Annotated in this window: 16 protein-coding genes, 1 tRNA gene and 1 pseudogene; 3 read left to right on the top strand and 15 right to left on the bottom strand. The window is 59.4% G+C overall.

Annotation, left to right across the window (positions count from 1 at the left end; translation table 11 throughout):
• Nucleotides 1-636 (bottom strand): LuxR C-terminal-related transcriptional regulator, encoded by a 636-nt coding sequence (locus ACN0X6_RS10815; RefSeq protein WP_417703830.1) that lies wholly within the window; start codon nucleotides 634-636, stop codon nucleotides 1-3.
• A gap of 159 nt (nucleotides 637-795) precedes the next feature.
• Here ACN0X6_RS10815 and ACN0X6_RS10820 point away from each other — a divergent pair, with 159 nt between their 5' ends.
• Nucleotides 796-954: a YqaE/Pmp3 family membrane protein gene (locus tag ACN0X6_RS10820; RefSeq protein ID WP_003084988.1), complete on the top strand. Its 159-nt coding sequence runs from the start codon at nucleotides 796-798 to the stop codon at nucleotides 952-954.
• 131 nt (nucleotides 955-1,085) lie between these two features.
• Here ACN0X6_RS10820 and egtD read toward each other — a convergent pair whose 3' ends face one another.
• The 3 genes from egtD to ACN0X6_RS10835 form a co-directional block, all read right to left on the bottom strand.
• Nucleotides 1,086-2,048, bottom strand: a complete 963-nt coding sequence (gene egtD, locus ACN0X6_RS10825; protein ID WP_417703834.1) for an L-histidine N(alpha)-methyltransferase — start codon at nucleotides 2,046-2,048, stop codon at nucleotides 1,086-1,088.
• 2 nt (nucleotides 2,049-2,050) lie between these two features.
• Nucleotides 2,051-3,334 carry an ergothioneine biosynthesis protein EgtB gene (egtB, locus tag ACN0X6_RS10830; protein ID WP_417703835.1) on the bottom strand — a complete coding sequence of 428 codons (1,284 nt, stop codon included), beginning with the start codon at nucleotides 3,332-3,334 and terminating at the stop codon, nucleotides 2,051-2,053.
• Between the two features lie 179 nt (nucleotides 3,335-3,513).
• Complete coding sequence (locus tag ACN0X6_RS10835) at nucleotides 3,514-4,041, bottom strand: Bro-N domain-containing protein (protein ID WP_417703837.1); 528 nt, start codon at nucleotides 4,039-4,041, stop codon at nucleotides 3,514-3,516.
• Between the two features lie 95 nt (nucleotides 4,042-4,136).
• Here ACN0X6_RS10835 and ACN0X6_RS10840 point away from each other — a divergent pair, with 95 nt between their 5' ends.
• Nucleotides 4,137-4,409 carry a helix-turn-helix domain-containing protein gene (locus ACN0X6_RS10840; protein WP_417703839.1) on the top strand — a complete coding sequence of 91 codons (273 nt, stop codon included), beginning with the start codon at nucleotides 4,137-4,139 and terminating at the stop codon, nucleotides 4,407-4,409.
• A gap of 297 nt (nucleotides 4,410-4,706) precedes the next feature.
• Nucleotides 4,707-4,946, top strand: coding sequence for a helix-turn-helix domain-containing protein (locus ACN0X6_RS10845; protein ID WP_196474704.1), 240 nt, complete (start codon nucleotides 4,707-4,709; stop codon nucleotides 4,944-4,946).
• 345 nt (nucleotides 4,947-5,291) lie between these two features.
• On the opposite strand, the gene ACN0X6_RS10850 is transcribed toward ACN0X6_RS10845, so the two are convergent.
• From ACN0X6_RS10850 to dnaG, 11 genes and pseudogenes are all read right to left on the bottom strand, one after another.
• Nucleotides 5,292-5,504 (bottom strand): KTSC domain-containing protein, encoded by a 213-nt coding sequence (locus ACN0X6_RS10850; RefSeq protein ID WP_417703841.1) that lies wholly within the window; start codon nucleotides 5,502-5,504, stop codon nucleotides 5,292-5,294.
• A gap of 5 nt (nucleotides 5,505-5,509) precedes the next feature.
• Complete coding sequence (locus ACN0X6_RS10855) at nucleotides 5,510-7,282, bottom strand: ATP-binding protein (RefSeq protein WP_417703843.1); 1,773 nt, start codon at nucleotides 7,280-7,282, stop codon at nucleotides 5,510-5,512.
• Nucleotides 7,275-8,519 carry an SIR2 family protein gene (locus ACN0X6_RS10860; protein ID WP_417703845.1) on the bottom strand — a complete coding sequence of 415 codons (1,245 nt, stop codon included), beginning with the start codon at nucleotides 8,517-8,519 and terminating at the stop codon, nucleotides 7,275-7,277. The genes ACN0X6_RS10855 and ACN0X6_RS10860 overlap by 8 nt, the downstream gene beginning before the upstream one ends.
• 135 nt (nucleotides 8,520-8,654) lie before the next feature.
• Complete coding sequence (locus ACN0X6_RS10865; RefSeq protein ID WP_417703846.1) at nucleotides 8,655-9,425, bottom strand: NERD domain-containing protein; 771 nt, start codon at nucleotides 9,423-9,425, stop codon at nucleotides 8,655-8,657.
• 213 nt (nucleotides 9,426-9,638) lie between these two features.
• On the bottom strand, nucleotides 9,639-9,800 hold the full coding sequence (locus ACN0X6_RS10870) for a hypothetical protein (RefSeq protein ID WP_417703848.1): 162 nt from the start codon (nucleotides 9,798-9,800) through the stop codon (nucleotides 9,639-9,641).
• A pseudogene (locus ACN0X6_RS10875) lies at nucleotides 9,797-10,449 on the bottom strand (hypothetical protein). The gene ACN0X6_RS10870 and the pseudogene ACN0X6_RS10875 overlap by 4 nt, the downstream one beginning before the upstream one ends.
• A 245-nt stretch (nucleotides 10,450-10,694) precedes the next feature.
• Nucleotides 10,695-11,816, bottom strand: coding sequence for a Fic family protein (locus ACN0X6_RS10880; RefSeq protein ID WP_417703850.1), 1,122 nt, complete (start codon nucleotides 11,814-11,816; stop codon nucleotides 10,695-10,697).
• Nucleotides 11,817-12,068: 252 nt separating this feature from the next.
• Nucleotides 12,069-12,145 (bottom strand) — tRNA-Ile (locus ACN0X6_RS10885).
• A gap of 16 nt (nucleotides 12,146-12,161) precedes the next feature.
• Nucleotides 12,162-15,896 (bottom strand): bifunctional diguanylate cyclase/phosphodiesterase, encoded by a 3,735-nt coding sequence (locus ACN0X6_RS10890; RefSeq protein WP_417703852.1) that lies wholly within the window; start codon nucleotides 15,894-15,896, stop codon nucleotides 12,162-12,164.
• Between the two features lie 155 nt (nucleotides 15,897-16,051).
• Nucleotides 16,052-17,899, bottom strand: a complete 1,848-nt coding sequence (rpoD, locus tag ACN0X6_RS10895; protein ID WP_417703854.1) for an RNA polymerase sigma factor RpoD — start codon at nucleotides 17,897-17,899, stop codon at nucleotides 16,052-16,054.
• 67 nt (nucleotides 17,900-17,966) lie between these two features.
• Nucleotides 17,967-19,967: a DNA primase gene (gene dnaG / locus ACN0X6_RS10900; protein ID WP_417703856.1), complete on the bottom strand. Its 2,001-nt coding sequence runs from the start codon at nucleotides 19,965-19,967 to the stop codon at nucleotides 17,967-17,969.
• Between the last annotated feature and the right edge of the window lie 98 nt (nucleotides 19,968-20,065).

Consider the following 20,065-nt stretch of genomic DNA (forward strand, 5'->3'; position numbering starts at 1 on the left):
TCACACCAGCCCGGCCTTGGCCCCCTTGGCGGCGGCGGCGGCACGGGTGCTGACGTCCAGCGTGCGCAGCAGCGACGAAACGTGAATGCGTACGGTAAAGGGCGAGATCGCCAGCTCGCGGGCGATTTCCTTGTTCGACAGGCCGCGCACCACCAGCAGCAAGACCTCCTGCTGACGTGGCGTCAGTTGCTCCAGCAGATGACGGCCCTCGGCGAAGGCCGGCACGCCGGCGGGGCCCAGGCTCATGACGAACTCCCCGGCGCGCACGGCCAGCAAGGCATCGGCGATTTCATCCGGCGGCACCGCCTTGCCGATGAAACCGTCCGCACCGGCCGCCATGACCTCATCGATCAACTCGCGGTTGTCGACCATCGACACGATCACGATCGAGCTGCGCGCAAAGGTCTGACGCAGGGCGCTGATGGCCTGTGGCGACTGGCCGGGGAACAGCAGGTCGAGCATGAACAGGCTCGGTGCCGTGCCAGCGTGCCCCAGGCTCAGCACCTCATCCATGTCGCCGGCTTCGAGAATGCATGCCTGGGGGAAGACGCGCTGGGCGATACGACACAGGCCATCGCGGAAAACCGGATGATCGTCGGCGACGATGATGCGTTCGTGTGGTGACTGTTCAGACATGCTGGGCGCCTTCATATTGGCGCCAGACTAGAGTCATATCCCTGGCGGCGCCAGTGGCAGGTTCTCAGTATTACCGCTGGCTTGGTCGCCCCGAGTGAACTGCAAGGCGCTGCCCGCAGTCTGTTCAGGTACCCCTTATGGAATGTAAAGGAGTACCGCATGGACCTTATCCGTATCCTCATCGCCATCCTGCTGCCGCCGCTGGGAGTGTTTCTCCAGGTCGGTTTCGGCGGCGCGTTCTGGCTGAACATCCTGCTCACCCTGCTCGGCTACATCCCCGGCATCGTGCACGCGGTGTACATCATCGCCAAACGCTGAGGCCCTCTCCGAGCTTATTCGCCTGCCTAGTCGAACGCGCTTTCTCCCCTCTCCCGCTTGCGGGAGAGGGGCGGGGGAGAGGGCAGAAGATCACGCAGCAATTTGCTTATCTCGCCCCTGGCGAAGCCCCCTCATTCCCGCCGCAAAAAGTGCACGCTGAACAACTGCGCCGGGTCGCGCCACATGGCGACCGAGGCGAAGCCGCATGCGCCCGCTAGATCACGAAAACCGCTGGGCGTGTACTTGTAGGAGTTCTCCGTGTGCAGGGTTTCGCCAGCGGCGAACTCGAACACGCGATCCTCGATGCGCACCCGCTGCGCCTGGCGGCTGAGCAGATGCATCTCGATGCGTGACTCGGCTTCGTTGTAGAAGGCCCGGTGCTGGAAGCGGCGCGGGTCGATGTCGCTGTGCAGCTCGTTGCGGATGCGCTCGAGCAGGTTGAGGTTGAACAGCGCAGTGACCCCGGCCGCATCGTTGTAGGCGCGCTCCAGCACCTGGCGGTCTTTCACCAGGTCCACGCCGATCAGCAAGCCGCTGCCTGCCGGCAGTGCCTGATGCAGGTTGCGCAGAAAGGCGCGCGCCGCGTCCGGGTCGAAATTGCCGATGCTGGAGCCGGGAAAGAACGCCAGCGGCCGTTGCCCCAGCGCCTCGGTGGGCAGCTTCAAGGGCTGGCTGAAGTCGGCGCACAGCGCGTGCACGTCGAGCCAGCGATAGTCGGCGGCCAGGCGGCGCGTGCTGCCATGCAGAAAATCGCGGGAGATATCGATGCCCAGGTAACGCGCCGGGCGCAGGGCTTCGAGCAGCAGGCGGATCTTGCGACTGGCGCCGCTGCCCAGCTCCACCAGGCTGGCGTTGCGCCCGGCCAGCTCGGCGATATCGTGCGCCGCCAGGCGCAGAATGGTTTCCTCGGTGCGCGTCGGGTAGTACTCCGGCTGCAGGCAGATCAGCTCGAACAGCTGCGAACCGCGATGATCGTAGAAGAACTTCGGCGACATCGCCTTCGGGCTGGCCGCGAAGCCGCGCAACGCTTCTTCGCGCAACGACTCCAGCTCCGGGCTGATGGATTGTTCGTGGGTACGGATTGCCAATGCCATGCTCAGAGCTCCCTGGCCAGGCGCAGGCCGGAGAACTGCCAGCGCATCGTGGGGTAGAAGAAATTGCGGTAGGTGGGGCGCACGTGGTCTTCAGGCGTAGCGCAGCTGCCGCCGCGCAGCACCATCTGCCCGGACATGAACTTGCCGTTGTACTCGCCCAGGCTGCCGCCCAGCGGCCGAAAGCCGGGGTAGGGCCGGTAGGCGCTGGCCGTCCATTCCCAGACATCGCCATAGAGCTGCTGCAGGCCCGTGCCGGCACCTGCTGCCACCGGCTGCAGGTGATCGTTCTCGACGAAATTGCCCCACAGCGGCTCCTCCTGCGCGGCCACTTCCCATTCCTCTTCGCGCGGCAAACGCGCCTGCGCCCAGGTGGCGAAGGCCTCGGCCTCGAAGTAGCTCAGGTGGCAGACCGGCGCATGCAGGTCCAGCTCGCGCGGGCCGCCCAGGGTCAGCTCCAGCCAGTCGTCACCCTCGCGCAGCCAGTACAGCGGCGCCTGCCAGCCGGCACGCTGGATATGGTCCCAACCGTCCGCCAGCCACAGCGCCGTGCTGCGATAACCGCCATCGCGGATGAACTGCAGGTACTCGCCATTGCTCACCGGCCGGCTGGCCAGCTGAAAGGCCTCGACGAACACCCGGTGGCGCGGCCGCTCGCAATCGAAGGCAAAGCCATCGCCGGTATGGCCGACATGGCGCAGCCCGGCGGGAAATTCGATCCATCGCAGCTCGCCGGCCGGCGCGCCGCCCGGCTTGAGGTCGTGGCGATAGACCGGGCGCAAGGGGTTCTGCGCCAGGATGTGCTTGATATCCATCAACAGCAGCTCCTGATGCTGCTGCTCGTGCTCCAGCCCCAGCTCGATGCGCTGCAACAGCTCATCGGACAGCTCGCTGTGCGGCTGGCTGAGCAATTGCTGCATGGCCAGATCGACATGGCTGCGATAGGCGTACACCTCGCTCACCGTCGGCCGCGACAGCAGCCCGCGCCGCGCCCGCTCGAAGGGCGTGCCGTGGGTCTTGTAATAGGAATTGAACAGATGGTCGTAGCGCGCATCCAGCGGGCGATAGCCCGGCAGAAAGGGCTGCAGCACGAAGGCTTCGAAGAACCAGGTGACATGCGCCAGATGCCACTTAGGCGGGCTGACGTCCGCCATGCTCTGGATCACATAGTCCTCGGCCTCCAGCGGCTCACAGAGCCGCTCACTGGCGGCGCGCACCCGCTGATAACGCTGCCATAGTGGTTCGAGGTGCGGCGGTGAAACGGCGATCCTGCTGGTGCGGTCTCGCATAACACGCATCCTTTGCTGGCGCCGCGAAGCGCGACGGTACTAAAAGCCGACTGGCCAACAAGGGCAAAGGTTCAAGGAAAAGTGTGTCGTTTACATGGCAGGGGCCCGAAACGCATCGCAGCATGCGGCCCATGCTGAGTGCGGCGATCAGGCGCTGCGCTGTCACCACTGGCGGGCGTTCAGCGCGCCGCCCCGGCTCGAAAACGTCCACGCCACCAGCGCGCCAGCCACGATTGAGGCTCGCGCGGTGCTGAGTGGGTCTGCCGATGGAAGCGCGGCAACTCGCCCAGGGCGATCCACAGCTCACCCTGCCACTCCAGCAGATTGACCTGCTGATTGTCCCAGGCCATCAGGCAGCGGGATGGCTCATGAGCGGCCCACGCCGCACTGTCGCGCAGCGCTGGCAAGGCCACATGGCTGAGCCAGCGGCGCAGAAGACGGTTCTCCGGATGCGAGAAGCGCCACAGCGCCCGGTACATGCCCGACTCACTGAGCACCTCCACCGTCTCCAGCTGCCCGCTGGCCAGCTGGAAATGCACCGTCCGCACCTGGTCGGCATCCATCAGCCGGCAGATGCGCTCCGGGTGGCGATGGCCCAGCAAGCGCGCAAACTCCCAGGCACAGACCCACGGCTGGCGGTCGATCATCACGCCGCGCAACGGACGGTTATGCCGCATCAGTACGATGGGGACGTAGGCATCTTCCATAAGGCCTCCCGGCTGCTTGGTTCACTGTATCTGAAAATCAGATATCTGGAGGTTAGATATACCGTGACTGTCCTGTCAACGGACGGATGCCTCCTGTGGAAAAGTCGGTTTATCGAGACGAGAACCTGATTTTCTTGAAATTGCTCAAACAGTGTCGGGTCGAGGCAGGGCTGACCCAGGACGACTTCGCCAAAGCGCTCGACCGCCCACAGTCGTTTGTCAGCGATGTGGAGCGTGGGCTGCGTCGGCTGGATCTGATCCAGCTCCGGGATATCTGTCAGGTGCTGGGCATCAGCTTGAGCAGCTTTGTGCAGCGCTTCGAGGATGAGTTGGCTGGCAATAGTGGTGTGGACACAGGAAGGAGCTAAGGCTCCGGGTGGCGGTGCACCCAGGGCGATGTGCCGTCGCAGAGGATAATGAATCTCTCCCCACGTCATCTGGCGGCGACGACGCATCAGCACGATGGGGATCAAGGCATCTTCCACAAGGCCACCTGATTGTCAGCCGCCTATGGCGGGTGGGTTCGAACGTGCGGGCAGGGGAATGCGCACGCATGGCGAGTCTGGAATGAGGGGTATTTGGTAGACTCTTAAGCGGCGATGCAGAAGGGTCCTAATTGGGACCAATATAGGTCCCCTTTGGGACCCTTGTCAATAGAGGGTGTGATGGATCTGCCGGCAAAACTGAAGGCACTACGGATGCACGAAGGCCTCACGCAAGGTGACTTTTGTGAGCAACTGCAGATCAGTCTGAGCACCTACAAGAAGCAAGAGCTTTCCCTGCGGTCGGATATCAGCGCCACGGTTCTTCTAAAGGTCACCAATCACCCGAGGTTCAAGAAGTACACCCTCTGGCTGATGACAGGCGACACGGCACCGGAGTGTGGGCAGGTCAGTCCGCTGTGAGGTTTTGGTTGTGGAGTAAAGGATTATGAGTTGCCTCGAAACGCTTCAAACCCAGCAAAACCGTGAATAGCTTAATGCAAGTAAAATAAGCTGAAAGCAGCGTCGTTACTGGGCTTGAGCGTAATTTTGCAAAAGCGACAGAAGCTGGACGCTGTACCGTCAGTGTACTGTTTTTTGTACTGCGATGGCTTCCAGTGCAAGCTGCCACATTGGTTTGCATTGCACGGGTAATCCGCAGCGTTTTCGACTCATTGGGGTTCTACATGCAGTTATGTTGAGCTAGGGCTAAAGAAATCGTCAGCGCTAACTGGCTTGTGAATATGCTATTACATGGTGCCCTAACTTTTATTGGGTTCTTTGATAGCTAAATGAGTTCATTATGTGAGCTCTGAAGTATACCCCGTGAGAGCTGGCGCCCATTAAGTCGGTGTATATAGACTCTGGTACTCCGTAGTATTCGTAGATGCGACCATTGAGAAACTCAATTTCGAGTGTTTCAGTTGACGGGTCATAACCGATTGAGGCGAGGTTACTAGATCCGACCTGTACACGTTCCATTTTGATTATCCTTGATTGTTGGTTTGAGAACGCCAGCTATTTATTAGCTCTTTATAGTTTTCTACTTCCTTTGGTTTTTTCCAGGAATCCGCAACGCATGGGTCTTTACTGTTGGGGTACTTATCGTCTGGTAATAAGTTAAATCTGCAGCGTGTAGGTAGCTTTGCAGCTTCCCCTACAATTATGGCTTCGCCAGTTCTTAGGATTGGGAGAGTGTCTACTATGCCAGACAAGCCTTCGGACATTGCGGATTTAACTATGCCTCTGTCAGTGGTGTTGTTTATCCTTAATGAAATAATCGTGCCGCATTGAGATAAAATTGTTTCGTCAATTTCAGAGGGCCTTTGGCTTACTAGCATTGCGCCAACACCGAATTTACGTCCTTCTTTAGCAATTCGCTGAACCATTTCTTTTGCAAGACCAGTTTCAGATTTGGAAAGATATCTGTGTGCTTCTTCAAGAACTAAGAGCAACGGCCTTTTTCTCATTCCTGCCTGTAGCTCTCGGCCCCATATAGAAACCTCAAATAGCACATCTAGAATAGTTCCAAGTAATAGGCTGAGTCGCGAAGATGGCATTCCCGACAAGTCAAGAATTGTTATTGGTTTTTCATGGCCGAGCCACCCTTCAACAAGTGCGTCTAAATCTTTTTCTATAACGCCATTTTTGTTTGGGCTCCATTCGCCGGGCTCTAACATAAATGAATATTGTGTGTCTGCTAGTCTTGACTTCATTAAGTCAAGCTGTCTCTTCATTAAACCTGCGCCACCTTTAAATGGTGGGGTATTTCCAGGTGCCGGAGGCTGAAATTTTGGTGCTATAAGGCTTTCACAGTCGCCCAAACCATTTGTGGCGTAGGCAGGCACTGTCTGGTCCTTATCCATCCAGTTCACATTATCTAGGAAACATAGTTCATGCCAAATTTTTTTAATGCTGTACGGAAGAGGTGTTGAGCTTGTAACTCTATCCGGGTTGACACCGTCGAAGTTATTGGCGGTAATGCTGTTTATTTTTTCAGAAACTGTTTTATCTAAAAAGATCGCTTTTTGGCTGTCACTTAAAGTTCCACAGAGAAATTCCATTAGGTGTGTCGGAGATATGCACCAGTAAGGCACGTATAGCTTGTTCTCAGCTTCAGGGAGAACTGAAAAAACATTAGCGATGTCGCCTAGGGCTGATTGGTATTCCCCATGTATGTCTATAAGTAGTATGCGAGCGGAAGGCATGTTTATTTTTTCCGCCGCTGTGACCATGGATCTCAATATGCTAGCTGTACTAGTAGATTTCCCTGATCCGGTTGATCCGAATATCGCGGAATGCCTTGTGACTAGTTTGTCTAAGTCCAAGCTAACGCTTATGCCGTCTGAGCTCGAAAGTGTCCCGACGTTAAAGTGGCCATCAATGTCCTTGCCAAATATTTTTTTCAGGTCACTGTCTACTACTATGTGTACCTCATTACCTATGCTCGGGTACTCGCTAATGCCGCGTTCAAACTCACCGGCAACTATTTCCCCAATGAGCTCGATTTTTATCCAGCGACGATCAAGGTGGATGCCGTCTTGATCGTCTAACTGAGACGACTCGCTGGAGCCGGCGATAACGCCGTACAAGTTATTATATCCAAGCAATATTTTTACAAAGCTACCAACCTGGCCAATTCGATAGTTTCTACCTTCCAGTATGACTATGCCTGACTCCACAGAATCGGCGAGTTCAACAACTGCCGAGGAGCTTGAGACGGCGCTAATATTGCCAAGCAGTGTGGGGGAGTTATTCATTATGATCCCCTTCAGGTGTACCCTCTTCAGCCTCGGCTGGTTGGGTGCCGGCAACTGCAATAAGAGCTTCGATATCTATCGGGTCCCTTATTGTGTTACTTGAAAAGTCGCCTCCGGCGGTTGCTAGGAATCTCGCTAGTCGACTAAAATCTCCCAATAAAAAGTTGCCTTCACTATAGTACTCGCCTCTTATATTTCTCCAGCCTTTACTTGGCAGTGCGCCTGTTCTCCACTTGGCCTCCACTCCATTGATAATGGCGCCATCTTTACAGTATGCACTTATGCCGGGACATTTTAGTGCTAGATCTCGTATGTATGTTTCGGATTCGAGTTTTCCGTATTGAAACGCTAATAGGGCTGAAGAGGGATTGGCCTGCAAGCTTTCCAGCAATCTTGATGAGATGTGTGCGTCAGCGAATGAAAAGCCAGTTGAAATTAATAGGCTGTCAGGCTCGAGAATGAAATTTCTTAGCCGCTCAAATAGTGAAGAAAATGGTGCGGCTTGGGTTTGATCATATTTGATGTGTGATGGGTAAACCATGCTTGCGTTGTTGGAGCGTGGGATTCTGATAATTTCATTTTTATCGTTTTTCTCCCACCCAATAGATCCATGAAGTTTCCATAGTCTTACCCATCGTGAAGGAAGGTCGTTTTTAGAAATGCTTGACGGGTCAAAGAAAGCATCTCTTGCACCACTAAAGCCATCGAAATACGGTGTCTTAGAGCGTTCTAGTGCCTGTTCTAGCAAGAGGTCATAGTTTGTTGTGAAAACCTCTACGCCATGTTTTCTATTTACGCCATTAATCCAAGATACTAACTCTGAGTAAGGTGTTTGCCCTAGCGGTAATTCTTTGCTTACTGCATCCCTAATTAGGTTGCATATTTTTTCAGATAGTTCTAGGAATTCGATTGAATTACAGCCATAAACAATTGAATCGCCAATGACTTCATTCAGGGCCCGTATTTTTGAAAGCACTTTCTCTAGGTTTGGGCTGAGAATTGATTCCTCAAGATCTTGATAGACTTTCAACTCCTTGGCGGAAAGGTTCTCTTTAACGGTCTTTGTCAATCCTTGAAGATTGGGGATCAGTGATATCCAGTCGTCATTTGAGGGCCCTATATTAATGCTTACCGGAGCTCCTGCTCCCATAAGAACACCAATTTTCTTCTTTCCGTTACTAGCCAGCTGACGGAAGCCAAACATATACTGGTCCGGGTTATGTGTCGAATCACTCATCGCTGGCTTATATCCTTTTGGCTATTAATATTTTCAGAGAAAAGTCACGGATTAATTTCTCTACGAGGTCACTCTTCATTGAAGTAGTAGATATCTAGTCTCGGCAGTTTAATTAGGTGCGCTCGATAGATGGTGTTAAAGGCTCTGCATCGTCCTGCACCTCGGAAAGCCCGAGCATCCCCAGAACTGTTGTCCCATTTTCGGGCCTGTCTTCACCGTGCGGATCAGCAGCGCATTACCGCATCTCGGGCATTGCCGCTCGGCTGTCGGATCACTCCGGCGTTTGAGGTTTTGCACGTGCTCGCGGTGGGTGGCGAGGGTCGGCGAGCGGCGGCCGGTTTGTAGGGCGTGCAGCATGGCGTCGACTTCAGCCTCGCTGAATACCGCCTGCTGGAATGATTTGATGTAGCGGATAAAGCCGATGCCCTGGGTCACGTTGGCCGGCACTTCGGTCTTGAAGGTGCTGCCGCCGACGAATGTGATGACCGAATGCAGATGCTCGGGGCTGACGCCCAGGGTGGCTTCCAGGGCTTTGAGGTGTTTGTAGTTCTGGCGCAACGGGTTCTGGAACTTGAAGGTGCGTTTGTAGAGCTTCTGCGTCCACTGCGCCTGTTTCTCGCTGCCGAAGATCCAGCCGCTCATGTTCTTCGTTTCCAGCACGAAGATGCCGTAGGGCGAGAGGAATACGTGGTCGATCTGCGTGGTGCCGTCTGGCGTGTTCAGGGTGATGTTGTGCAGGCGGCGGTAGGTCTGCTTGTCCAGCTGCCAATGGGCGAACAGGCGTACCAGCAGTTCACCGATATGCCCCTTGGCCCAGGGCGATTTGAGCAGGCCGATCAGCAGGGCTGCCGGGATGAACCAGGTCAGCATGCCCCAGACCTGGGCGACTATCGGGCTGTAATCCATTTTCTTCCTTGAGCAGAGCTGCTTGATGGCTGGGCGAGCAGGTGTGCCGAAATCCAGATGCCTGGCACTGATCTCGATAATGGCTAATTGCTTTCAATGGCTCAAGGGGTTCGCGACCATTGTCCTATGGCCGCTGGGCGGTTACGCCTGGTTTGGTGCCTTTGCAGAAATGTTCAGTGTGGCCAGCCGGGCTGCTGCCAGAACCAGATCGGGTCATTCAAAAGGATTGTTTATCCATGAGCCGAATACGGGCGCTATTCGGCTCATGGAATGGGTGACGTGATGATGCTCAACGAAGGCAACCTGCTGGCACAAGTCCTGACCAAGCGCCTGGGCGACCACTTCGAGCATCTGGATGTTATGAGAGCGGCTCATGCCTGCAGCACCTTCTCGCGCAGCATCTGGTTGGCAAGATTGGCTTCTCTGGCGTTACCCAGGCGAATGGCATCGATCAGGGCCAGGTATCCAGGTATTCATACAGGCGCGGGTCTTTCTTGACTGCGCCTGGCACCGTCCTGAACAGGGGCGTTATGGATTGTCCCTTGCGATTGCCGTAGGCGTCTGGCCAGACGTGGATAAGGTCGCCACCACTCATCAGGGTGCCTTGCAGCACGGGAGCGGAGAAGCTTGTAGGAATGCCTCGAACGATTTCAGCCGGTTTTAACGGGAATACGTAGCGCAAGCCATGCTCGATGAAGCCCAGCAGTGCCTTGCTGTTGACCCGAGGTAACTGTGTGTTCGGGTCCATTCGCAACAGACCTGTCTGTTGGCAGCGTTTCAGCGCGGAGGCAATTTCGCTTTTACTGATGCCCAGTGAGGCTTGCAGGGCGCGCACTGAGTAACTGTCGTGATGGACGGGTGGATCTTGCTCGGCGTCATCCTCCCAGCCTTGCCACTGGTCGTGTGAGGGGACGTCGCTTTGCTTGAGCAGTTCTGCTGTTTCGCTCTCAAGCCTCTGTTGCAGGCGTTCGCGCTGCTCAAGGCAGATCAGCTTGACTAGCAACAGAACGTCTTGACTCTTCATGGCGGCCTCAGTTAGCGACTGTCCTTTGTCCTTTGTCCTAGGACTGAGGACAGTTTATGCGCTGGCAGGTTGCGTCTGTCAATGGCTTGGCTGGCTTGCCGCAGATTGGCATTCAAGGCCTGCAGCGCTCTATCCAGATTGTCGCCAAGGATTGAGGGAGGGGGGGATTTTTCAATGCGCCGGGGGGTGGCCATTGGCCTATGGCACGATGACGCACCAGAGGCTGACTTGGTCGGCTTAGGTGCTCAGCGTGCTATCTGGTAACGGGTGCTGCGCCCACCACCGGGCAGTCGCTCGATGCAGCCCTTCTCCATCAGGTCGCTCAGATGACGGGTGGCGGTGGCTTTGGATACCTTCGCCACGGCTTGGTACTGCGCCGCGCTGATACCGTTCTCGAAACCCTTTTCGCCGCCATCGAGCAGGCGATTCAGCACTTTTATCTGCTCGGTCGATAGGGGTTGGCTGCGGTGTGCCTGCCAGAAGCGCGCCTTGACCAGCACGCGGTCGATACGAGCAAGGGCCTGCTCCAGGCTGTTGAGTAAGGTTGCGAGAAACCACTGCAGCCAGCTGGTGATATCCAGCCCACCTTTCTGACTGGCTTCGAGGATGCGGTAGTAACCGGCGCGGTCGTTGAGAATGCTAGCGGACATCGCGTAAAAGCGGATGGCCTGCTGTTCGCCCTGAGCCAATGCCAAGTCGGTAATGGCGCGAGTGAGGCGGCCGTTGCCGTCATCGAAGGGGTGCAGGGTCACGAACCAGAAATGGGCGATGCCGGCGCGGAGAAAGGGATCTAGGCTGACATCGTTGCGGCTGCTTTTGAACCAGGCGAGAAAGTCCGCCAGTTGCGCTTCCAACCCGGCGCGAGGCGGGGCTTCGAAATGTACGGTCGGTTGGTCGATGCGACCGGAAACCACCTGCATGGGCTCTTCGCCGCGCAGAGTGCCGATGTGTAATGGTCGAGCCAGCAGTTGGTCGTCGCTAGGGAATAGCCAGCGGTGCCAGGTGAAAAGTCGTTGTTCATCTAGCGGTTCTTGATGCAAGCGGGTTGCGTCGAACAGTAACTCTGCCAGGCCTTCGGAGCGCGAGGTGGTGCGGCCTTCTTCGTTCAGCCCCAGGCGCCGCGCCAGTGATGAACGCACCGAGCCGACATTTAGCTGCTCACCCTCGATGGCTGAGGAGGTGACGATGTTTTGCAGCATGGCATCCAGGCTGCTCTGCACTTCGGTGTCACTGCCCACCGCACCGAGCATCCCCAACAAACGTCCCTGAGCCTGACTGCAAGCGCGCAGCAGCGGGGCAAGCGTTTCGCCTTGCCAACTGAAGTGCGGCCAGTCGGGCTGCTGCCAGATCCAGAGCGGGTCATTCATAAGGGTTTTTCATCTATGAGCCGATTAGCGAGCCTATTCGGCTCATTCAGTGAGCCGATAATGCCGACTATTCGGCTCACTGTCTAATCACTCCCATGTAGTGCGGCCACAGTTTTGGCATCCCTGGAGATTGTTATAGCCCTTGGGACGCGTAGACGCTCTGTGGGTGGCGGGGGTGAAGTTGGTGGGCCGCCGCAGCGATTTTTTCTCATCGCAGAAACACGAAAGCCGCGCAGTGCGCGGCTTTGAAGGTGGTGGGCCCAGCAGGACTTGAACCTGCGACCAATCGATTATGAGTCGAGTGCTCTAACCAACTGAGCTATAGGCCCCCAGAAGGCCGGCGGATTATACCGGCGCGTTCTCGCCAGCGCCAACCGCTTGACCTGGCGGGAGAAACTTCCGGGTGAAGGCCTCGGCCGAAAGCGGGCAGCTGACCACGTAGCCCTGGATCTGCAGGCAGCCTTCGGCGGCCAGGCAGAGTTCCTGGGCCTTGGTTTCCACGCCCTCGGCGATCACTGTCAGTTGCATGCTGTTGCCCAAGGCGATGATGGCGCGGGTGATCGCCAGGTCGTGCGGGTCGTCCGGCAGGCCACGCACGAAGGACTGGTCGATCTTCAGCACGTCCAGCGGCAGGCGCTTGAGGTAGCTGAGCGAGGAGTAGCCGGTGCCGAAGTCGTCGATGGCCAGTTGCACGCCGAGCTGTTTGAGGCGGTGGAGGATGTCCAGCGCTTCGCCGGCCTGGTTCATGATGAAGTTTTCGGTGATCTCCAGTTGCAGCAGCTGCGGTGCCAGGTTGTAGCGCTGCAGCAGTGCGCTGATGCGCGGCAGCAGGCTGGGCTGGTGCAGCTGGGCGCCGGCGAGGTTGACCGAGAGGGCGCCGAAGCCGTGGCCGCTTTCCTGCCAGATCTGCAGTTGCCGGCAGGCTTGTTCCAGCACCCAGTCGCCCAGCGGCAGGATCAGCCCGCTTTCTTCGGCCACCGGGATGAAGCGATCCGGCGGGATGTCGCCGAACACCGGGTGCGGCCAGCGTACCAGCGCTTCGGCGCCGACCAGGCTCTGGCTGCGCAGGCAGTACTTGGGCTGGTAATACAGGCACAGTTCGTCGCGCTCCAGGGCGCGGCGCAGTTCCTGTTCCATGGCCATGCGCTCGTTGACCTGGAAGGTCAGCGAGCGGGTGTAGAACTCGCTGCGGTTGCGCCCCTTGGCCTTGGATTGGTACATGGCCGCGTCGGCGTTCTTGACCAGAGTGGCGACGTCGAGGCCGTCCTTGGGGTAGAGGCTGATGCCGATGCTGGCGCTGATGAAGAACTCGTGGTTGTCGAGCTGGAACGGCGCGCCGAAGCATTCGAGCAGTTTCTGCGCGACCTGTTCGGCGTCCTGCGGCTGGTGCAGGCCGGGCAGCAGGATGATGAATTCGTCGCCGCCGAGACGGGCCACGGTGTCGATATCGCGCAGTTGCAGTTTCAGGCGCGCGGCAATGGCCTTGAGCAACTGGTCGCCGACCGGGTGGCCGAGGCTGTCGTTGATCTGCTTGAAGCGGTCGAGGTCGAGGAACAGCACGGCGCCCAGCTGGTCGTCGGCGCGCGAGCCATCCAGAGCACTGCGCAGGCGGTTCTCGAACAGCAGGCGGTTGGGCAGACCGGTCAGCGGGTCGTGGTGGGCCTGATGATCGAGGCGTGCCTGGGCATGCTTGAGGCTGGAGATGTCGGCGAATACCCCGACGAAGTGGGTGATCTGGTTATCGCTGTTGCGCACGGCGCTGATGGTCAGCCACTCGGGGTACAGTTCGCCGCTCTTGCGCCGGTTCCAGATTTCCCCCTGCCAGTGGCCGTTGGCCGCGAGGCAATGCCACATGGCGGCGTAGAAGGCGTTGTCGTGCTGGCCGGAAGACAGCAGGCTGGGGCGCTGGCCGAGGGCTTCGGCCTCGCTGTAACCGGTAATCTGGGTGAAGGCGCGGTTGACCGCAGTGATGCGCTGTTCGAGGTCGGTGATCAGCACGCCTTCGGCAGTGCTTTCGAAGACGGTGGCGGCCTGCTGCAGTTCTTCCTGCATCTGCTGGCGTTCGGTGATGTCGCGAGCGATGGTCAGCAGGCATTCGTCGCCGCCTATGGGCAGCGGCTGTGCGGAAAGTTCGCAGAGGCGCAACTGGCCGCTCTTGGTGCGCACCGTGGCGATCAGGTCGCGCACGCTGCCTTGCTCGCGAATGCGTTGCACCAGGCGTTCACGATCTTTCGGATCGGCCCAGATGCCCAGGCTGAGGGTGCTTTGTTCGGCAATCTCGTCGAGGCTGTAGCCGGTGATGCGGCTGAAACCATCGTTGGCCTCCACCAGCATGCCGTCGCGCAGGCGGGTGATCAGCAGTCCATCGGGCGAGGCGTGGAAGGCCTTGGCGAACTTCTCTTCGGATATCTGCAACTGCTGCTGGGTGCTCTTGAGCTGGCTGATGTCGCGCACCACCACGACCAGTGCCGGGGTGCTGTCGAGCACGAACTGGCTGGCCGAGATGAGGCCGGTGAACAGGCTGCCATCGGCGCGGCGAAAGGGCATTTCCAGGTTGCGCAGGCTTTCGTCCTGCAGGCGCAGCAGCAGGCTCGGGCCGATGCCAGGCACGCCCCACAGATCGAGGTCGGTGGCGGTCTTGCCGATGGCCTGCTCGACGCTGATGCCGGTCTGTTCGGTGAAGGCGGTGTTGACCTCCAGCAGCACGCCGTCGACGCGGCGGGCAATGATCAGGATGTCCGGGCACTGCTGGAAGACCGAGGCGAACTTCTGTTCCGACAGGCGCAGCGCCTGCTCGGTCTGCTTGGCGTCGCTGATGTCGACCATCAGGCCGCGAATCACCTGGCGGTCGTCGCGTTGCAGCAGGGTGACGATATCGCGCACCCACACCGTGCGCCCGTCGGCGGCGAGCAGGCGGTATTCCAGGGCGTGGTCGTTGCCGGCCGAGCATTGTTCCAGGCAGGTGCGCAGGGTGCGCTGGTGATCGTCCGGGTGCAGGTGGCGCTGCCAGAAGCCGGGCTCCAGCCATTCGTGCAGCGGGTAGCCCAGCAGTTTTTCCGCGTGGGGCGAGACGTAGGTGTAGGTGAGCCCGCTGGACTCGGTTTCCCAGGTGATGGCCGAGAGGCTTTCGACCATGTCGCGAAAGTGCTGCTCGCGGTTGCGCAGTTCCTGCTCCAGCGCTTCGCGGTTGCGCATCTCGCGTTTCAGGCGGCGGTTGATGCGCAGGATGATGGCGATGACCGCCAGCAGGCCGAGCAGGGCGGGCAGGCCGTAGAGCAGGGTTTCGTACCAGACGCTGCGTTTGTCCAGCACGCTGCCGACCCAGGGTTCCTGCAAGGCGGCGATTTCTTCGGCGCTGAGCTCGGCGAAGATTTTGTCGAGGATGCCGACCAGTATGCTCTGGCCGCGCGGTGCGGCCATGGCCAACTGGTAGCGATAGGGCGTCTCGCCGCTGATATAGACGCCGTCGAGCTTGAGCTGGCGCAGGCTCCAGACGCTGGAGGCGAGATCGCCGACCATGGCGTCGACCTGATTGGTCGCCAATGCCTGCAGGGCAGCGGCGACATTGCGCAGCGGCAGCAGGTTGAGATCGGGGTGTTGCTGGCGCAGCAGCTCGTGCGGTGCGTAGTCGGCCACCACGGCAATCTTCAAGCCGTACAGCTCATCGAGCTTTCTCGGCTGTGGCCCGCCGTTGCGAGCAAGGATGACGATGGGAAAATCCAGGTAGGGGCGGGTGAAGGTCAGGTATTGCTGGCGTTCGGGTGTCGACATCACGCCGGGAAGCAGGTCGATGCGGCCCATGCGCGCCTGCTCCAGTATCGCGCTCCAGTTGTCGGGCTCGACGGGTTGCAGCTCTAGGTCAAGGCGCTCTTCGATCAGCCGCACATAGGCGGCGGTCAGGCCGTGGTAGTTGCCCTGTTCGTCACGAAACTCGAACGGTGGCCAGGATGCATCGACACCCAGGCGCAGTTCGCGGTGGGCTGCCAGCCAGGTGCGCTCGTCCTCGTTGAGTGTCAGGGCTTGGGCCGGGGTCATCCAGTACGCCAGGCACAACAGCACAATGGCCGGCAAGCGGGGCATAACGGCCTCGTTTCGCGATCGGTATCGTCGTAGTGTAGATCGGCCATCGCCGGGATGGCAGTTTGATTGCAGCGTCTGCGCTGCCTCTGGCTGGCGAGTGGCCGGGCGTGCTGCCCAGAAAGCAAAACCCCCGGCCTGGGCCGGGGGTTCTGGTATCACTCGTCGAGGAAGGAGCGCAGATGCTCGCTTCGCGTCGGGTGGCGCAGCTTGCGCAGCGCCTTGGCTTCGATCTGACGAATACGCTCACGGGTAACATCGAACTGCTTGCCCACTTCCTCGAGGGTGTGGTCGGTGTTCATGTCGATACCGAAGCGCATGCGCAGGACCTTGGCTTCACGGGCAGTGAGGCCGGCCAGCACTTCGCGCGTGGCTTCCTTGAGGCTTTCGACCGTGGCTACGTCGATCGGGGACTGCATGGTGCTGTCCTCAATGAAGTCGCCCAGGTGCGAATCTTCGTCGTCGCCAATCGGGGTTTCCATGGAGATCGGCTCTTTGGCGATCTTCAATACCTTGCGGATCTTGTCCTCGGGCATTTCCATGCGCTCACCCAGCTCTTCCGGGGTGGGCTCGCGGCCCATTTCCTGGAGCATCTGACGGGAGATGCGGTTGAGCTTGTTGATGGTCTCGATCATGTGCACCGGAATACGGATGGTGCGCGCCTGGTCGGCGATCGAGCGGGTGATCGCCTGGCGAATCCACCAGGTGGCGTAGGTCGAGAACTTGTAGCCGCGACGGTATTCGAACTTGTCCACCGCCTTCATCAGGCCGATGTTGCCTTCCTGGATCAGGTCGAGGAACTGCAGGCCGCGGTTGGTGTACTTCTTGGCGATGGAGATGACCAGACGCAGGTTGGCCTCGACCATTTCCTTCTTGGCGCGGCGAGCTTTCGCTTCACCGATGGACATGCGACGGTTGATGTCCTTGATCTCGGCCAGGGTCAGGCTGCACTCGGCTTCCAGGTCGGCAAGCTTCTGCTGGCAGCGCTGGATGTCGCCCTGCAGGTTGCCCAGGGCTTCGGCGTACTTGGCCTTGCCCTTGGCCAGGTCGGCGGCCCAGTCCATGTCGATTTCGTTGCCCGGGAACAGGCGCAGGAAGTCGGCACGCGGCATGCGCGCATCACGTACGCATAGCTGCATGATGGCGCGCTCTTGCGAACGCAGACGGTCGAGGGCGTCGCGCACCTGGGTGACCAGGGCGTCGTACTGCTTGGGCACCAGCTTGATCGGCATGAACAGCTCGGCCAGGGTGGCCAGCTCTTCGATGGCCTGCTTGCTGCCACGGCCATGCTTCTTCAGCGCCTTGAGGACTTTGTCCTGCTGCTCGGCCACGGCGTTGAAACGGCGAGCCGCTTCTTCCGGGTCCGGGCCGCCATCGCCTTCTTCTTCCTCGTCGTCGCCGCTCTCGTCTTCTTCTTCGTCGTCGCTTTCTTCAGCGGCGGCGCCTTCCTTGACGGGAACGGGGGCGGCGGCTTCGTCAGGCACACTGCCGTCATCCGGGTCGATGTAGCCACTGAGGACTTCGGCCAGGCGGCCGCCCTCGGTGGTGACGCGGGTGTACTCGGCGAGGATGCCGTCGACGGTGCCGGGGAAGTGAGCGATGGCGCTCATGACTTCGCGGATGCCTTCCTCGATGCGCTTGGCGATTTCGATCTCGCCTTCGCGGGTCAGCAGTTCCACGGTACCCATTTCGCGCATGTACATGCGCACCGGGTCAGTGGTGCGGCCGATATCGGTCTCGACGGCGGCGAGGGCAGCTGCGGCTTCTTCGGCTGCAGCCTCGTCGGTGTCGGCATCGGCCAGCATCAGGGCGTCTGCATCCGGAGCACTCTCGTGTACCGGGATCCCCATGTCATTGATCATGCGGATGATGTCTTCCACCTGCTCAGGATCTGAAATGTCCTCAGGCAAGTGGTCGTTGACCTCTGCGTAAGTCAGATACTTCTGCTCACGACCCAGGGTGATCAACTCTTTGATACGAGATTGCTGCTGCGCTTTTACGGACATAACACCCTATCCACTGAAGGTCTTGGCGGGCTGAAAACAAGCCGAGGATTATACCTCGGTTTTGGCTTTAGGCGCCAGTTGGGGACTTGCTGCTCTGCGAGGAGGCCAGGCTGTAGTGCTCTCTGAGCAATGTCTTTTCCTCGTCGGTGAGCTCGCTGGGGCTTTTATGAATGATGCTGCGGAGCGCCTTTTCACGCCGCCTCTGCGATTGACTGTTTGCAAGTGTAGTAATGGTGTCGAAAAACTGCTGTTCAAGGTTGTCACCCTGGATCAGCCATTCCTTCTCCGCCAGCGCCCGCAGCAGGCGACCCTGTTCGGTGCCGTGCCAGCGGGCGATCAGTTGCAGCGAACGCAGGCTGGGCGTTTTCTGCAGGGCACCGACCAGGGCCACGAGAAGCTGGGCGTAGGTGTCATCTTCATCGGCGAAATGGCTGACATCTTCGACCTTTTGCGCCAGGTGCGGATGGTGCAGCAGCGTGCGCAGTGCGATCAGGTGCGGTGATTCGACGCTCACGGCGGTGCGCGGGGCACGTGGTGCGAAATCGCCCTTGCCCTTCTTGTTCCACTTGCCGCCGCCATCTTTTTTCCAGCTGCCCTTACCGCCTTCGTTGCTGCGCTCGTAATGTTGCTGCGGTGGTGCGGGTTGCTCGTAACCGCCGACGTCCGGCAGGTTGTCGTAATAGGCGCTGTCGGGGACGTCGCCGTAATCCGGGTAATCGCTGCTGGGCGTCTGACTGGTGGTGCTCGGCGTGTGACTGCGCGGGGCGCTGGCGACCTGGCTCAATGCTTCGCCGGAAAGGCCGGTGATCTCGCTCAGGCGCTGGCGCATCAGGGCGCGCAGGTTGTTGCCGGGAATCTTGTCGATCAGCGGCGCGGCCAGGGTCACCAGGTGTGCCTTGCCTTCCAGCGAGCGCGGGTCGGCTTCTTCGCACAGTTGCTGGAAGAAGTAGTCGGCCAGCGGTTGCGCGTGCTGGTTGATGCGCGCGCGGAAGGCGTCGGTGCCCTCGGCGCGGACCAGGGTGTCCGGGTCTTCGCCGTCGGGCAGGAACAGAAAGCGTGCGCGCCGGCCATCCTGCAGGCTCGACAGGGTGGACTCCAGGGCGCGCCAGGCGGCATTGCGCCCGGCAGCGTCGCCGTCGAAACAGAACAGCACGCTGGGCACGATGCGGAACAGGCGCTTGAGGTGTTCCTCGCTGGTGGCCGTGCCCAGGGTCGCCACGGCATTGCGCAGGCCTTGCTGGGCCAGGGCGATGACGTCCATGTAGCCTTCGACCACCATGATCTCGTCGAGATCGCGGTTGTGCTTGCGCGCCTCGTACAGGCCGTAGAGTTCCTGGCCCTTGTGGAACACCGGGGTTTCCGGTGAGTTGAGGTACTTGGGCTTGTCGTCGCCGAGCACGCGGCCGCCGAAGGCGATCACCCGGCCGCGGCTGTCGCGGATGGGGAACATGATGCGGTCGCGGAAGCGGTCGTAGCGCCTGCCGTTTTCGGCGTTCTCGATCAGCAGGCCGGCATCGATCATGACTTTCTGCTGCAGGGCGTCGGCGCCCAGTTGCTTGAGCAGGTTGTCCCAGCCGGGCGGGGCGAAGCCGATGCCGAAGTCGCGGGCGATTTCCCCGGTCAGGCCGCGACCCTTGAGGTAGTCCACGGCGTACTTGCGTTGCGGATGGCTTTTCAGTGCCTGGCGATAGTGCTCGGCGGCGGCATTGAGCAACGGGTAGAGCGGTGAGTCGACCGGTTGCCTGGGTTTGTGTCCGCGACCACTTTCCTCGCGCGGCACGTCCATGCCGGCGCGCTTGGCCAGCTCCTCGATCGCCTGGGGGAATTCCAGTTGATCGTGGTCCATGACGAAGCCGAGGGCGTTGCCGCCGGCGCCGCAACCGAAGCAGTAGTAGAACTGCTTGTCCGGGCTGACGGTGAAGGAGGGGGTCTTCTCCTTGTGGAACGGGCAGCAGGCGCTGTAGTTCTTGCCGGTCTTCTTCAGCTGGATGCGCGAACTCACCACATCGACGATGTCGGTGCGGTTGAGCAAGTCATCGATGAAGGATTGCGGGATCAGGCCGGCCATAGGCGCTCAGCATACTGCCCGGCGCAAGCGCGGGACAACGATGGGTAGAAAAGCAAAAACTCCGCTCACTCGCTGAAGCGCGAGGCGGAGTCTTTCAA

It is taken from the genome of Pseudomonas sp., from assembly GCF_048269965.1.
GTDB lineage: Bacteria > Pseudomonadota > Gammaproteobacteria > Pseudomonadales > Pseudomonadaceae > Aquipseudomonas.

What these genes read in the sequence shown, in the direction of transcription:
- ACN0X6_RS10815 (WP_417703830.1), bottom strand. Translation starts at nt 636, where the DNA reads ATGTCTGAACAGTCACCACACGAACGCATCATCGTCGCCGACGATCAT.
- ACN0X6_RS10820 (WP_003084988.1), top strand. Translation starts at nt 796, where the DNA reads ATGGACCTTATCCGTATCCTCATCGCCATCCTGCTGCCGCCGCTGGGA.
- egtD (WP_417703834.1), bottom strand. Translation starts at nt 2,048, where the DNA reads ATGGCATTGGCAATCCGTACCCACGAACAATCCATCAGCCCGGAGCTG.
- egtB (WP_417703835.1), bottom strand. Translation starts at nt 3,334, where the DNA reads ATGCGAGACCGCACCAGCAGGATCGCCGTTTCACCGCCGCACCTCGAA.
- ACN0X6_RS10835 (WP_417703837.1), bottom strand. Translation starts at nt 4,041, where the DNA reads ATGGAAGATGCCTACGTCCCCATCGTACTGATGCGGCATAACCGTCCG.
- ACN0X6_RS10845 (WP_196474704.1), top strand. Translation starts at nt 4,707, where the DNA reads ATGGATCTGCCGGCAAAACTGAAGGCACTACGGATGCACGAAGGCCTC.
- ACN0X6_RS10850 (WP_417703841.1), bottom strand. Translation starts at nt 5,504, where the DNA reads ATGGAACGTGTACAGGTCGGATCTAGTAACCTCGCCTCAATCGGTTAT.
- ACN0X6_RS10855 (WP_417703843.1), bottom strand. Translation starts at nt 7,282, where the DNA reads ATGAATAACTCCCCCACACTGCTTGGCAATATTAGCGCCGTCTCAAGC.
- ACN0X6_RS10860 (WP_417703845.1), bottom strand. Translation starts at nt 8,519, where the DNA reads ATGAGTGATTCGACACATAACCCGGACCAGTATATGTTTGGCTTCCGT.
- ACN0X6_RS10865 (WP_417703846.1), bottom strand. Translation starts at nt 9,425, where the DNA reads ATGGATTACAGCCCGATAGTCGCCCAGGTCTGGGGCATGCTGACCTGG.
- ACN0X6_RS10870 (WP_417703848.1), bottom strand. Translation starts at nt 9,800, where the DNA reads ATGAGCCGCTCTCATAACATCCAGATGCTCGAAGTGGTCGCCCAGGCG.
- ACN0X6_RS10880 (WP_417703850.1), bottom strand. Translation starts at nt 11,816, where the DNA reads ATGAATGACCCGCTCTGGATCTGGCAGCAGCCCGACTGGCCGCACTTC.
- ACN0X6_RS10890 (WP_417703852.1), bottom strand. Translation starts at nt 15,896, where the DNA reads ATGCCCCGCTTGCCGGCCATTGTGCTGTTGTGCCTGGCGTACTGGATG.
- rpoD (WP_417703854.1), bottom strand. Translation starts at nt 17,899, where the DNA reads ATGTCCGTAAAAGCGCAGCAGCAATCTCGTATCAAAGAGTTGATCACC.
- dnaG (WP_417703856.1), bottom strand. Translation starts at nt 19,967, where the DNA reads ATGGCCGGCCTGATCCCGCAATCCTTCATCGATGACTTGCTCAACCGC.